Origin of the sequence: Bacillus sp. AR2-1, assembly GCF_008368755.1 — a bacterium.
Lineage (GTDB): Bacteria > Bacillota > Bacilli > Bacillales > Bacillaceae_G > Bacillus_A > Bacillus_A wiedmannii.
In genome coordinates, this window is sequence record NZ_QORY01000008.1 from 32,732 (window position 1) to 46,742 (window position 14,011).

The 14,011-nt window shown below is 37.0% G+C and carries 15 protein-coding genes and 1 other annotated feature; of the genes, 13 read left to right on the forward strand and 2 right to left on the reverse strand.

The window, feature by feature from the left end:
- The first annotated feature begins 36 nt into the window (after window positions 1–36).
- From DT250_RS09750 to DT250_RS09765, 4 genes are all read left to right on the forward strand, one after another.
- Entirely contained in the window at window positions 37–696 is a 660-nt protein-coding gene (locus tag DT250_RS09750; RefSeq protein WP_000066396.1) for a tetratricopeptide repeat protein, read from the forward strand.
- A 96-nt stretch (window positions 697–792) separates the two neighbouring features.
- Window positions 793–3,129, forward strand: a complete 2,337-nt coding sequence (gene recD2 / locus DT250_RS09755; RefSeq protein ID WP_046958828.1) for an SF1B family DNA helicase RecD2 — start codon at window positions 793–795, stop codon at window positions 3,127–3,129.
- 127 nt (window positions 3,130–3,256) lie between these two features.
- On the forward strand, window positions 3,257–3,445 hold the full coding sequence (locus DT250_RS09760) for a hypothetical protein (protein ID WP_000469281.1): 189 nt from the start codon (window positions 3,257–3,259) through the stop codon (window positions 3,443–3,445).
- A gap of 18 nt (window positions 3,446–3,463) precedes the next feature.
- On the forward strand, window positions 3,464–3,592 hold the full coding sequence (locus DT250_RS09765) for a YrzQ family protein (protein ID WP_001053553.1): 129 nt from the start codon (window positions 3,464–3,466) through the stop codon (window positions 3,590–3,592).
- A gap of 35 nt (window positions 3,593–3,627) precedes the next feature.
- Here the strand turns inward: DT250_RS09765 and DT250_RS09770 are convergent, their stop codons facing one another.
- Entirely contained in the window at window positions 3,628–3,840 is a 213-nt protein-coding gene (locus tag DT250_RS09770; protein WP_000242555.1) for a hypothetical protein, read from the reverse strand.
- Window positions 3,841–4,016: 176 nt separating this feature from the next.
- On the opposite strand from DT250_RS09770, the gene DT250_RS09775 reads away from it, so the two are divergent.
- Window positions 4,017–5,084, forward strand: coding sequence for an AI-2E family transporter (locus tag DT250_RS09775; RefSeq protein ID WP_048541428.1), 1,068 nt, complete (start codon window positions 4,017–4,019; stop codon window positions 5,082–5,084).
- Between the two features lie 38 nt (window positions 5,085–5,122).
- Here DT250_RS09775 and DT250_RS09780 read toward each other — a convergent pair whose 3' ends face one another.
- Window positions 5,123–5,467 (reverse strand): PH domain-containing protein, encoded by a 345-nt coding sequence (locus DT250_RS09780; protein WP_060488234.1) that lies wholly within the window; start codon window positions 5,465–5,467, stop codon window positions 5,123–5,125.
- 211 nt (window positions 5,468–5,678) lie between these two features.
- Window positions 5,679–5,898, forward strand: a binding site (T-box leader).
- A 40-nt stretch (window positions 5,899–5,938) separates the two neighbouring features.
- On the opposite strand from DT250_RS09780, the gene alaS reads away from it, so the two are divergent.
- From alaS to DT250_RS09820, 8 genes are all read left to right on the forward strand, one after another.
- Window positions 5,939–8,581: an alanine--tRNA ligase gene (gene alaS, locus DT250_RS09785; protein ID WP_000811817.1), complete on the forward strand. Its 2,643-nt coding sequence runs from the start codon at window positions 5,939–5,941 to the stop codon at window positions 8,579–8,581.
- A 76-nt stretch (window positions 8,582–8,657) separates the two neighbouring features.
- Window positions 8,658–8,924 (forward strand): IreB family regulatory phosphoprotein, encoded by a 267-nt coding sequence (locus tag DT250_RS09790; RefSeq protein WP_000348590.1) that lies wholly within the window; start codon window positions 8,658–8,660, stop codon window positions 8,922–8,924.
- Between the two features lie 3 nt (window positions 8,925–8,927).
- Window positions 8,928–9,341, forward strand: a complete 414-nt coding sequence (gene ruvX / locus DT250_RS09795; protein WP_001221204.1) for a Holliday junction resolvase RuvX — start codon at window positions 8,928–8,930, stop codon at window positions 9,339–9,341.
- A gap of 12 nt (window positions 9,342–9,353) precedes the next feature.
- Window positions 9,354–9,632, forward strand: a complete 279-nt coding sequence (locus DT250_RS09800) for a DUF1292 domain-containing protein (RefSeq protein ID WP_000392245.1) — start codon at window positions 9,354–9,356, stop codon at window positions 9,630–9,632.
- A 220-nt stretch (window positions 9,633–9,852) separates the two neighbouring features.
- A complete protein-coding gene (mltG, locus tag DT250_RS09805) occupies window positions 9,853–10,923 on the forward strand; it encodes an endolytic transglycosylase MltG (RefSeq protein WP_087985288.1) in 1,071 nt (356 codons plus the stop codon).
- Window positions 10,924–11,125: 202 nt separating this feature from the next.
- Complete coding sequence (locus DT250_RS09810; protein ID WP_046956307.1) at window positions 11,126–11,767, forward strand: O-methyltransferase; 642 nt, start codon at window positions 11,126–11,128, stop codon at window positions 11,765–11,767.
- A gap of 7 nt (window positions 11,768–11,774) precedes the next feature.
- Window positions 11,775–12,704, forward strand: coding sequence for a peptidase U32 family protein (locus DT250_RS09815; protein WP_149213009.1), 930 nt, complete (start codon window positions 11,775–11,777; stop codon window positions 12,702–12,704).
- Window positions 12,705–12,722: 18 nt separating this feature from the next.
- Window positions 12,723–14,003 (forward strand): peptidase U32 family protein, encoded by a 1,281-nt coding sequence (locus tag DT250_RS09820; protein WP_000217969.1) that lies wholly within the window; start codon window positions 12,723–12,725, stop codon window positions 14,001–14,003.
- Window positions 14,004–14,011 lie beyond the last annotated feature (8 nt).

Genomic DNA, 14,011 nt, shown 5'->3' on the forward strand with positions numbered 1-14,011 from the left:
CATTCTTTGTTATAATTTGTTGTAGAGGTGAAGGACATGTCAAACAAACTTGAAACAGGTATTCAATATATGCAAGAAGGAAACTGGGAAGAAGCTGCTAAAAATTTCACAGAAGCAATCGAAGAAAATCCGAAAGATGCGCTTGGATACATTAATTTTGCGAACTTATTAGATGTACTAGGTGATAGTGAAAGAGCAATTTTATTTTATAAACGTGCATTAGAATTAGATGATAAATCTGCGGCTGCTTATTATGGATTAGGAAATGTATATTACGGTCAAGAGCAATTTGCAGAGGCAAAGGCTGTATTTGAACAAGCGATGCAAGCGGGATTACAATCAGCTGATGTAACATTTATGTTAGGTATTACACATGTGCAGCTTGGAAATGATCGTCTTGCACTTCCATTTTTACAAAGAGCAACAGAATTAGATGAAAACGATGTAGAGGCTGTGTTCCAGTGCGGACTTTGCTTTGCACGTTTAGAACATATTCAAGAGGCGAAACCTTATTTTGAAAAGGTATTAGAAATGGATGAAGAGCATGCAGATGCGTATTATAATTTAGGTGTTGCGTACGTATTTGAAGAAAATAACGAGAAGGCTCTTACTTTATTTAAGAAAGCAACTGAAATTCAGCCAGATCACTTTTTAGCTGGTAATGGTGTTCGTTTATTGGAGCAAGAAGCTGAATAAGATGAAAATATAGTTTAATGGGTAGTTATCCCTCATCTAAATAGGTGGGGGATGTACTGCTCATTAAAGTGAAACGAACCGGAAAGGAGAGGAAAGATGGGAAATCAACATGCAATGGATTTGTTTGAGGAAGATAAAAAGTTTATAAAAGCGCAAGTTCTTCACACCATTTTCCACAACGAAGAAAACCTCTATTCCGTTGTCAGTATGAAAGTCATTGAGACGAATGAAACGTACGACGAAAAAAAAGTGATGATAAACGGTCATTTTCCCCGCATGCATGAAGATGAAGTGTTTACATTGACAGGGCATTTTAAAGACCATCCGAAGTATGGGAAACAATATTTAGTTGAAACATTTAAGAAAGAATTGCCGCAAACAAAAGCTGGTATGGTGCAATATTTAGCGAGTGATTTATTTAAAGGGATAGGAAAGCGTACAGCTGAAAAAATTGTGGATCATCTTGGGGAACATGCCATCTCTAAAATTATGGATGATCCAGATGCGTTAAACGGTGTTGTCAATAAGCAAAAAGCTCAAGAAATATATGAGACAATTGTTGAACATCAAGGACTAGAGAAAGTAATGAGTTTTTTAAATGGTTACGGTTTTGGAACGAAGCTTTCTATTAAGATTTACCAGCAATATAAAGAGATGACATTAGAAGTGATTCGTAATAATCCGTATAAGCTTATTGAAGAAGTGGACGGGATTGGATTTGGAAGAGCGGATGATATAGGACGTGCGTTAGGTATATCGGGTAATCATGATGACCGTGTACGTGCGGGTTGTTTTTATACGTTAGAGAATGTTTCATTGCAACTTGGTCATGTTTATATGGGGAAAAATCAACTTGTAAGAGAAACGATGTCACTTTTAAATAATCAAGAAGGAAGAGTGACCGAGGAAGACATTGTAGCTTGCGTTGAAATGATGCAAAGTGAAGGGAAAGTTATCATAGAAGAAGAACGAGTGTATTTAGCATCGTTATTCTACTCAGAAAAAGGTGTTGTAAAGTCTATTCGCAGGCTTATGAATCAGGAGGAAACACCCTCATTTCCTGAAGCAGAAGTGTTAAAGACGTTAGGTCAAATTGAAGAACAACTGAATGTACAGTATGCACCGTTTCAACAAGAAGCGATTCAAACGGCACTTCATAAACCGATGATGTTATTGACAGGTGGACCAGGAACAGGGAAAACAACAGTTATTAAAGGAATTGTTGAAATGTATGCGTCACTTCACGGGCTATCGTTAAATCCGAATGAATACAGTGACGATAATCCATTTCCGATATTATTAACGGCCCCAACAGGAAGAGCAGCGAAGCGAATGAGTGAATCAACAGGGCTTCCAGCTTGTACAATTCACCGTTTACTTGGCTGGACCCCAGAAGGGTCTTTCCAGCGTAATGAAACGGATCCGGTACAAGGGAAATTGCTTATTATTGATGAATTTTCAATGGTTGATATTTGGCTTGCAAATCAGCTGTTTAAATCATTGCCGACTAACATTCAAGTTATCGTTGTAGGTGATGAAGATCAATTACCATCTGTAGGACCTGGACAAGTGTTGAAAGATTTATTGAATGCAGGTGCAGTTCCAACAGTGAAGCTTACTGAAATTTATCGTCAAGCTGAAGGCTCATCTGTTATTCAACTCGCCCATGCGATAAAAAATGGAACGCTTCCACCAGATTTAGCGCAAAATCAAAAAGATCGTTCATTTATCGGCTGTACAGGAGCTCAAATTGTTGAGGTTGTTAAGAAGGTTTGTGAAAATGCTAAGACAAAAGGGTTTAGCGCAAGAGATGTACAAGTACTGGCCCCGATGTATCGTGGCCCTGCCGGTATTAATGTACTAAACGAAGCGTTGCAAGAAGTGTTTAATCCGAAAAGGGAAAAGAGTAAAGAAATTGCTTACGGTGATGTTGTATACCGAAGAGGCGATAAAGTACTGCAACTCGTTAATCAACCGGAGAGCCAAGTGTTTAATGGTGATATCGGAGAAATTGTTTCGGTGTTTTATGCGAAAGAGAACGTTGAACAACAAGATATGATTATCGTTTCATTTGATGGAATTGAGGTAACGTATACAAAGCCAGACTTAAATCAAATTACACATGCCTATTGCTGTTCGATTCATAAATCGCAAGGTAGTGAGTTTCCGATTGTGATTATGCCGATAGTGAAAAGTTACAATCGTATGTTACGTCGTAATTTAATTTACACTGGTATTACAAGAAGTAAAAAGTTCCTCATTATTTGCGGGGAGGAAGCAGCTTTCCAATCTGGTGTAAATCGCCTTGATGATGCAATGCGTCAAACGACTTTAGCGAATCGTTTGCAAGAATCACAAGGAGAAGTACAGATGGTAACAGTTAATGGCGAAGAAATGGACGTGGAAAACATTTCACCGTATGATTTCATGTAACAAGGTGAAATTATATAGTGAAACTTTCAAACGTATATCGTTGAAAGGCTCCAGTAATGTATAAATGAATGCGGTTTGGACATAATGGCGAATAGAATCTGGGAGACTGTAAGGAGATGAAAGCCATATGTTCATTTGTCCAAATTGCAAAGGGAAAGACATTGGAAAAATAGGTGTCAACCAATTTTATTGCTGGAATTGTTATATCGAATTATCGGTTTCAAAAGGGAAAATCCATACGCATCAAGTAGAGGAAGATGGTTCATTAAGCTCTCTTGATGATTTATTTGATGAGAACGAAAGAACGATCGGATAACGAAAAGGGGGATTTACTTTGAATCTACGCAATTCATTAATCGCATTAGGTGTTGGAGCGGCAGCATATCAATATGCTCGCAAGCAAGATGTATTTTCAAAACGCAATATGAAAAAAGCACGTAAGATGATTAAATCTTATTTATAAGCGCAAAAAACTCCCTTCATAATAAGGGAGTTTTTTTATGCACTTGTATGTAAATATAAAAGTCCAATTTCAGAGAAGAGATACGATAGGCCGTAACATCCAACGCCAAGCATTCCGTAATGAAATAACTGCTTCGCCCTTTCTTTTCGGGAGGAACGAATAAAGAAACCTTTCCAAATCCCAAACCCGATACAAACCCATTCAAGAATCATAAAAAGTGCTGATAATACGAGCATAAATAAAACCATTATTAGCCCTCCTGATTATATTGTTTCATGCTGCATTCTCAGGGGTGGTTGTCCTTGTTATGTTATGTATATGTATGTCTTTACAAAACAGTATGGTCTGCACGAAAAGATTTTAAAACTTTTGCACATAACCTACCCTGTTTATTTTCAAAATAAAGGTGGAGGAGGTTTTTCGTGTGAAGAATCTTAAAATCATTTGGATATATCGTTTAGGGTTATTGTTACTTGTATTTCTTTGTTTACTTGTCTTTTTAAAAATTAAGCCGCTATGGGCACCGATTATTTTTGTATTTAAAGTGGCAATTACACCGTTTCTTATTGCATGCTTTATTGCGTATTTATTGCATCCTTTAATTGAAAAAATTCATAAAGAGGGGATGCCACGTACACTTGCTATCTTGCTTATTTACATCCTTTTCTTTGGCGGAATTGGTTATGGGATTTATAAAGGAACGCCAGTTGTTATTAAACAGTTACAAGAGATTAATGAACAATTTCCGCAGTTTACAAAAATGTATGATTCTTGGATGGATGGCGTCACAGAACAAACAGCAAATTTCCCATCATTTATTCATGAAAAGGTGAAACAAATTTTTGTTGGTGTAGAAACGAAGATACAATCACTTTTAAATAAAGTGATGAGTACGGCTCGTGGCGTACTGGATTCGTTGCTTATTATTTTCTTAATACCGTTCATTGTATTTTACATATTAAAAGATTACGGTGAATTTTATCACATCTTTTGGAAACTAGTCCCAAGTAAGTGGCGTAGTACAGGGCAAATGCTGGCGAAAGAAATTGATAAGTCACTCGGAAGTTATATTCGAGGACAGTTATTTGTTTGCTTAGTATTAGGGGGAGTATCTGTTCTTTCCTTTTGGTTTATCGGTATGAAATATCCACTATTACTCGGCATTATTATTGGGGTAACGGATATAATCCCGTACTTCGGTCCTATTTTAGGGGCGATTCCGACATTGATGATTGCGGCAACGGTATCAACGAGTTTACTCATTAAGGCGGGAATTACGATTGCTATTTTGCAGTTTTTGGAAAGTAACATTTTATCACCTTACATCGTTGGTAAGTCACTTCGTATGCATCCTGTTATTATTATGCTTGCATTACTAGTTGGAGGAGAGATAGCTGGGATTGTAGGATTACTAATATCAGTTCCAATTTTAGCGGTTATTCGTACAGTGATTGTTCATGTAAGACCTCTTTGGAAAAAAGAAGATGTGTAATATGAAAGCCCTCTACTTATAAAAGTAGAGGGCTTTCATTATTTAGAGAGTTGCTCGTGTATTTGTTGAACGAGAGAGCTTACATCATTTGTTTGAATATGCTTTATTTTTTTCCATTCATTATCGTACATAAATATAATTTGATTGCTGAAAAGCCGCTTTTGCTCTTTTAGATTAGAAATGTTTGCAAAAGAGTACTCTTCAAATATTGGGTTCTTACTTACATCTGGTCCATAAAAGAAGAGCCGTTTGTTCGTTAAAATTAACAGTCCTGGTCTTGCAACGGAACGATAAATAAATATATCTAATGAACATGCAGTGTAAAATAATATCGTTTCGTCAGTCGTTAATATGTTTTTAGCCTTGTTCAATAAAGTTGTCATTTTGCTCACTCCTTTATTATTGATAATTTAATTATAACAAAAAAATAATATTCTGAAAAAAATATAGAGGTAGTACAATTTATTAATAAATGCATAATATATTGAAAGGCTGTTAAGAATGAATAGTAGAATAACTATGGTTAATGCAATATAAATGATTATCTACATTGACAAACTTAAGAGAATTCTATTATATTTAGTCATATAATACATTAAATCAATGACGGAAAAAGTACGTTACAGTCCATTTATAGAGAGAAGCTTCCATATGGCTGAAAGAAGCTTTAAATGAAGGGTAACAGAAAGCTAATCCTGAGAGCAGCTAATCACTGCCGTCTTGCCACGTTACGGCACCATGAGGTGATGAATTGATTGTTATAATAATCAATTCATAATTAGGGTGGTATCGCGAGTTAACTCTCGTCCCTTTTATAGGGGCGGGAGTTTTTTATATTTAAGGAGGAAAATACAATGAAACAACTAACAGGCGCACAAATTCGTCAAATGTTTTTAGACTTTTTCCAAGAAAAAGGACATGCAGTAGAACCTAGTGCATCACTAGTTCCGCATGAAGATCCATCTCTGTTATGGATTAACAGTGGTGTAGCGACATTAAAAAAATATTTTGATGGACGTGTAATCCCGCAAAATCCACGTATTACAAATGCCCAAAAATCAATTCGTACAAACGATATTGAAAACGTAGGGAAAACAGCTCGCCACCATACATTCTTTGAAATGTTAGGAAACTTCTCAATCGGTGATTACTTTAAAGAAGAAGCAATTACTTGGGCTTGGGAATTCTTAACGAGCGACAAATGGATCGGATTCGATAAAGAATTACTATCAGTTACAATCCATCCAGAAGATGAAGAAGCATTCACAATTTGGAATGAAAAAATGGGTGTTCCAAAAGAGCGCATCATCCGTTTAGAAGAAAACTTCTGGGATATCGGTGAAGGACCAAGCGGACCGAATACAGAGATTTTCTATGACCGCGGAGAAGCTTATGGTAATGACTTTAGTGACCCAGAATTATATCCAGGCGGAGAAAACGAGCGTTACTTAGAAGTATGGAACCTTGTATTCTCTCAATTTAACCATAATCCAGACGGTTCATATACACCGCTTCCTAAGAAAAATATCGATACAGGGATGGGTCTAGAGCGTATGACATCTATCGTTCAAGATGTACCTACAAACTTTGATACAGACTTATTCATGCCGATGATTGGCGCAACAGAATCAATTTCTGGTGAGAAGTATCGTAATGGTGACTTAGAAAAAGATATGGCGTTTAAAGTAATTGCTGACCATATCCGTACAGTAACATTTGCTGTAGGTGACGGTGCTCTTCCATCTAACGAAGGCCGTGGTTATGTATTACGTCGTTTATTACGCCGCGCGGTTCGTTATTCGAAGAAATTAAACATCAACCGTCCATTCATGTTTGAATTAGTGCCGGTTGTTGGAGAGGTAATGAAAGACTTCTACCCAGAAGTACTTGAAAAGAAAGATTTCATAGCAAAAGTTGTGAAAAATGAAGAAGAGCGTTTCCATGAAACACTTCATGATGGGGAAGCAATTTTAGCTGAAGTTATCACAAAAGCAAAAGAAGAAAAAACAACTGTTATTTCTGGAGTAGATGCGTTCCGTCTATATGACACATATGGTTTCCCGATTGAATTAACAGAAGAATATGCAGAAGAAGCTGGTATGACAGTTGATCAGGAAGGCTTTGAAAGTGAAATGGAAAAACAACGTGAGCGCGCACGTGCTGCTCGTCAAGACGTTGATTCTATGCAAGTTCAAGGCGGTGTCCTTGGAGAAGTGAAAGTAGCGAGCGAGTTCGTTGGTTACGGTACAGTTGCAACAGAAAGTAACGTTGTTGCACTTGTGAAAAACGGCGAATACACAGATAGCTTACAAGCTGGTGAAGAAGGGCAATTAATGCTTGATGTAACACCATTCTATGCTGAGAGCGGTGGACAAATTGCAGACCGTGGTTACCTTCTTGCTGATGGCGTGAAAGTACTTGTAAAAGACGTACAAAAAGCACCAAATGGTCAAAACTTACACAAAGTTGTTGTTGAAGAAGGTACATTAACGAAAGATGCGGCTGTGAAAGCTATTATCGACACGAAAAACCGTAGTAGCGTTGTGAAAAACCATACAGCAACTCACTTACTACACCAAGCATTAAAAGACGTACTTGGAACGCATGTTAACCAAGCAGGTTCTCTTGTAACTTCTGAACGTTTACGCTTTGATTTCTCTCACTTCGGTCAAGTACAAGCTGACGAATTAGAAAAAATTGAGCGTATGGTAAACGAGAAAATTTGGGAAAGTATTGATGTTGAGATTTCTCAAAAAGCAATTGAAGAAGCGAAAGAAATGGGCGCAATGGCATTATTCGGTGAAAAATACGGTGATGTTGTACGCGTTGTACAAGTAGGCGATTATAGCTTAGAGCTTTGCGGTGGTTGTCACGTTGATAACACAGCTTCAATTGGTATTTTCAAAATCGTTGCTGAGTCTGGTATCGGTGCAGGAACGCGTCGTATTGAAGCAGTAACTGGTAAATCTGCATACGAATTAATGAACGATCAAGTAGGTTTATTAAAAGAAGCAGCAGGAAAAATGAAAACAAACCCGAAAGATATTTTAACAAGAGTGGATGGTTTATTTGCTGAAGTAAAACAACTTCAAAAAGAAAACGAATCTCTTGCTGCAAAATTAAGCAATATTGAAGCTGGAAACTTAACTGATTCAGTAATGACAGTTGATGGCGTAAACGTATTAGCAGCGAAAGTAAACGTTGCAGATATGAACAACTTACGTACGATGATGGATGACCTGAAAAATAAATTAGAGTCTGCAGTTGTCGTATTAGCGTCTGTAAATGATGATAAAGTAAACATCTTAGCTGGCGTAACGAAAGATTTAATTAGCCAAGGTTACCATGCTGGTAAACTTGTGAAAGAAGTAGCTTCTCGTTGTGGCGGCGGTGGTGGTGGCCGTCCTGACATGGCTCAAGCAGGCGGTAAAAACCCAGCGCAAGTTGAGGAAGCTTTAGCATTTGTACAAGAGTACGTTAAATCTGTTTCAAAATAAAGAGATAGTAGTGTACAATGGTAGGGAGAGGAGAAGTTCTTCTCCCTATACTTACTATATAAGTGAGGTGCTTGAAATGGACGGTTTTGATAAAACAATGAAGTTTAGCATTCAAGATGAAAAACAGAGTGTCCATGTAAATGATGTACTTTTAACTGTGTATGATGCACTTCAAGAAAAAGGCTATAATCCGATTAACCAAATCGTCGGTTATTTATTAAGTGGAGACCCAGCATACATACCTCGCCATAAAGATGCACGAAGCATCATTCGCAAGCTTGAACGTGATGAGTTAATTGAAGAGCTTGTGAAGTCGTACTTGAAACATCATCGTGAGGAGTAGTTTATGCGGATATTAGGTTTAGATGTAGGTACAAAAACAGTCGGAGTTGCAATGAGCGACGAAATGGGCTGGACAGCGCAAGGGCTGGAAACAATCAGGATTAACGAAGAACGAGGCCACTTTGGTTTTGACCGTATTTCTGAGTTAGTAAAGCAGTACAATGTGGACAAAATAGTAGTAGGTTTACCTAAAAATATGAATGGTACAATTGGCCCACGTGGTGAAGCGTGCCAGCAATTTGCAGAAAACCTGCGAAATCTGTTACAATTAGAAGTTGTAATGTGGGACGAGCGTTTGTCAACGATGGCAGCGGAACGTCTGCTCATTTCAGCTGATGTGAGTCGTAAGAAGCGAAAACAGGTAATCGATAAGATGGCTGCAGTCGTAATCTTACAAGGATTTTTAGATAGTAAATAAGAGGTGACCAAAATGGAAGAAAATCAAATTACAATTGTAGACGAAAAAGGTAACGAACATTTATGTGAAATTATTTTCACTTTTGATGCTGAAAAATTTGGCAAAAAATCATACGTAGTCTTCTCTCCAATCGGTGAAGTAGACGAAGATGGAGACCCAATTTATGATGCAATGGCTTATGAGCAAAATGAAGAAGAGGGCGGAAGTTTACTTCCAATCGAATCTGAAGAAGAGTGGGAAATGGTACAAGAAATGTTCAACACTCTAGCTGATGAGCAAGAAGCTGAATAATAAGTACTGAAAAGGTGGACGACATATAGTCCACCTTTTTTTATATGTAAAATGAAAGATTTTTTGTCGAAACCGTGTAATCCTTTGTAGTATAATGAGACGGATTGTAGAAAAATAAAATGTCTATCTAAAAAAAGATAAATAAATTTATTGTGTTTTTATATCGTGTTGTATAGAAAGATATACATACGGTCTACAATTTAATTAAGGAGGAAGAGTGTTGATAGAGAATCAAGTGAAAAAAAAGCGTAGACGTCTTTTTTTATTTTCGATTATTGCACTGCTTTTAGTTTGTGGTTCAGTCTATGCGTATATTTCATCCGCATTAGGACCAGTTGATAGCGGGAATAAAAAAGAGATTGAAGTAGAAATTCCAAAAGGATCATCTACTAGTAAAATTGGTGAGATTTTAGAAGAAAAAGGTGCTGTGAAAAACGGTACAGTTTTTAGTTTTTATACAAAGGCTAAATCTAAAAATTTACAAGCGGGTACATATTTATTAAATCCTTCAATGAGTGCCTCAGATGTTATTGAACAAATGTCATCTGGTAATGTACATCGTCCAGCTCTTTATAAAGTGACGATAAAAGAAGGTGCACAAGTAACTGAAATTGCAGAAACGGTTGCAAACGAATTAAAGTGGAATAAAGATGATGTCGTACGTCAATTAAACGATAAAGCATTTATTCAAAAAATGCAGCAAAAGTATCCGAAGTTGTTAACGGATAAAATCTTTGATAGCAATATTAAATATCCATTAGAAGGTTATTTATATCCTGCGACGTACTCTTTCTATAAAAAAGATACGACGTTAGAAGAAATTGTAATTCCAATGCTTGAGAAAACGAATGCAATCATTGTTCAAAACGAGGCAAAAATGAAAGCGAAAAACTGGGATGTTCATCAGCTTTTAACATTGTCTTCACTTATTGAAGAAGAGGCAACAGGCTTTACAGATCGTCAAAAAATCTCTAGTGTCTTTTATAATCGTTTGGAAAAAGGTATGCCCCTGCAAACTGATCCAACGGTATTATATGCACTTGGAAAGCATAAACAACGTGTATTATACGAAGATTTAAAGGTAAACTCACCGTACAATACGTATGTTGTGAAAGGATTGCCGGTTGGTCCGATTGCAAACTCTGGTAAACATTCAGTGGAAGCGGCGTTAGAGCCTGCACAAACAGATTATTATTATTTCTTAGCTGCACCAACTGGTGAAGTGTACTATGCGAAAACATTGGAAGAGCATAATGCATTAAAGCAAAAATATATTACGAAAAAACAGTGAAATGGGGAGGGATAGCGAAAAATGTCGCACATCCCTCTTTTTTGTGGTAAAATATATCGGGTTAAAAACTGGCAGAAGAATCGTTTTTAATATCAAAACGGGACGTACAAGCTAAGGATGAAGCTGGCTTGTATTTTTATTGCATTCTATGTGTGAAAAGACGTCATAGAGGCACTTCTCCATGTAAATAAGGAGGACCATTATGGAGGATGCAGTTAACGAGTACCTATTATCATTTATTGATCCGAAAGATAAATTAATTCTTGAAATGGAAGATTATGCGAAAGAAAATCATGTGCCGATTATGGATCGACTTGGAATGGAATTTATGTTGCAATTTTTACGTTTAATTGGACCAAAAAGCATTTTAGAGCTTGGTACAGCAATTGGTTATTCTAGTATTCGTATGATGCAAGCTATTCCAAATTCTCGCATTGTGACAGTTGAACGCAATCGTGAGCGATATGAAAAAGCACTTGAATATATAGAACGTTCATCAGTTAAAGAGCGTATTTCTGTTATTTACGGTGATGCGTTAGAAACAGGTGAGCAAGTAGAAGAACATGGAACGTTTGACGTTATTTTTATTGATGCAGCAAAAGGACAATATCGTCGCTTTTTTGACTTATATGAACCGTTATTAAACCCTGGTGGGGTAATTATTTCAGATAATGTTATGTACCATGGTCTTGTAACGACAAAAGAGAAAATTGAAAACAGACGTACACGTGGTTTAATCCGTCGTATTAAGACGTACAATGAATGGCTTATGAACCATGAAGGATATGATACAACGATTTTCCCAATTGGTGATGGAGTAGCTGTTAGTAAAAAGAGAGGGTGACCAAGGTATGAAGAAACCTGAATTGTTAGTAACGCCAAAAGCAGTAGTGGATATCGAACCTCTTGCGAAAGCAGGAGCAGATGCGGTAATGATCGGTGAGCAAAAGTTCGGTTTACGTTTAGCAGGGGAATTTTCACGTGAAGATGTGAAACAAGCTGTGAAGATTGCGCATGAAAATGGTGTGAAAGTATACGTAGCAATGAACGCTATGTTCCACAATGATAAAGTAGACGAATTAACAGATTATGTTGCATTTTTAAACGAAGTAAGTGTAGATGCAATTGTTTTCGGAGACCCAGCAGTATTAATGGCGGTCCGAGAAGTAGCGCCAAATATGCAATTGCACTGGAATACAGAAACAACAGCAACAAACTGGTTTACTTGTAACTACTGGGGACAAAGAGGAGCAAAACGCGCTGTATTAGCTCGTGAGCTTAGCTTAGATGAAATTGTTGAATTAAAAGAAAATGCTGAAGTGGAACTTGAAGTACAAATTCACGGTATGACTTGTATGTTCCAATCGAAGCGTTCCTTAGTAGGAAACTACTTTGAGTATCAAGGACGTAATCTTGACATTGAAAAGAAAAAATATGAAGAGAATATGTTCTTATATGACCCAGAGCGTAACAATAAATATCCAATTTATGAAGATGATAATGGTACTCACATTATGAGTCCAAACGATATTTGTTTCATCGATGAGTTAGAAGAACTAATTGACGCTGAAGTCGCTAGCTTAAAAGTTGATGGTGTACTAAAAAGCTCTGCATACATTATTGAGGTAACGAAGAAATATCGTAAAGCAATTGATTTATGTGTAGAAGATCGTGATGCGTATTATGACGTGAAAGACGATTTATATAAAGAGATAGAAGAAATGCAACCAGTAAATCGTCCGTTAGATACAGGATTCTTCTTTAAAGAGACGGTTTACTAAACGAGGAGGGTGTAGGAAATGACTGTACAAGAAATTTCACGAGTAATCGATGGCAAACGCGTTATTGTGAAGAAACCTGAACTGTTAATCCCTGCGGGTAACTTAGAAAAATTAAAAGTAGCTATCCATTATGGGGCAGATGCTGTATATTTAGGTGGACAAGAATTTGGTCTTCGTTCGAATGCAGGTAACTTTACACTGGAAGAAATGGCAGAAGGTGTTGAATTTGCAAAGAAATATGGAGCAAAAATATATGTAACAACAAATATCTTTGCACATAATGAAAATATGGACGGGCTAGAGGAATATTTAAAAGGGATTGAAAAAGCTGGCGTAACGGGAATTATCGTTGCTGATCCGCTTATTATTGAGACTTGTAAACGTGTAGCGCCTTCTGTTGAAGTGCATTTAAGTACACAACAATCACTATCCAACTGGAAAGCAGCACAGTATTGGAAAGAAGAAGGTTTACATCGTCTTGTATTAGCTCGTGAAGCAAGCTATGAAGAAATGAAAGAAATTAAAGAAAAAGTGGATATTGAAATTGAAGCGTTCGTCCATGGTGCAATGTGTATCGCATATTCAGGCAGATGTACGTTAAGTAACCATATGACAGCACGTGACTCTAACCGTGGTGGTTGTTGTCAATCTTGCCGTTGGGACTATGATTTAGTTCAAACAGTATCACAACATAAAGATGCAAAAGAGCTTCCTCTATTCCAAGAAGAAGATGCTCACTTTGCAATGAGTCCAAAAGACTTAAATTTAATTTTATCAATTCCCAAAATGATTGAAATTGGAATTGATAGCTTAAAAGTTGAAGGACGTATGAAATCAATCCATTACGTAGCAACTGTAGCAACGGTATACCGTAAAGTAATTGATGCGTATTGTGCGGATCCGGATAATTTTGAGTTTAAACAAGAATGGTTAGATGAGCTTGATAAATGTGCAAATCGTGATACAGCTCCCGCATTCTTTGAAGGGGTTCCAGGACATCAAGAGCAAATGTTTGGAAATCATAGTAAGAAAACAACGTATGATTTCGCTGGTTTAGTGTTAGATTATAATGAAGAAACAGGCATCGTAACGATTGAGCAACGTAATCATTTCAAACCAGGACATGAAGTGGAGTTCTTTGGGCCAGAAATAGAAAACTTTACGCAGACGGTGGAGAAAATTTGGGATGAGGATGGAAACGAATTAGATGCAGCGAGACATCCGCTGCAAATCGTGAAATTCAAAGTGGATCAACCAGTGTATGTGAATAATATGATGCGCAAAAGCATACTTCAATAAGAAAGAGT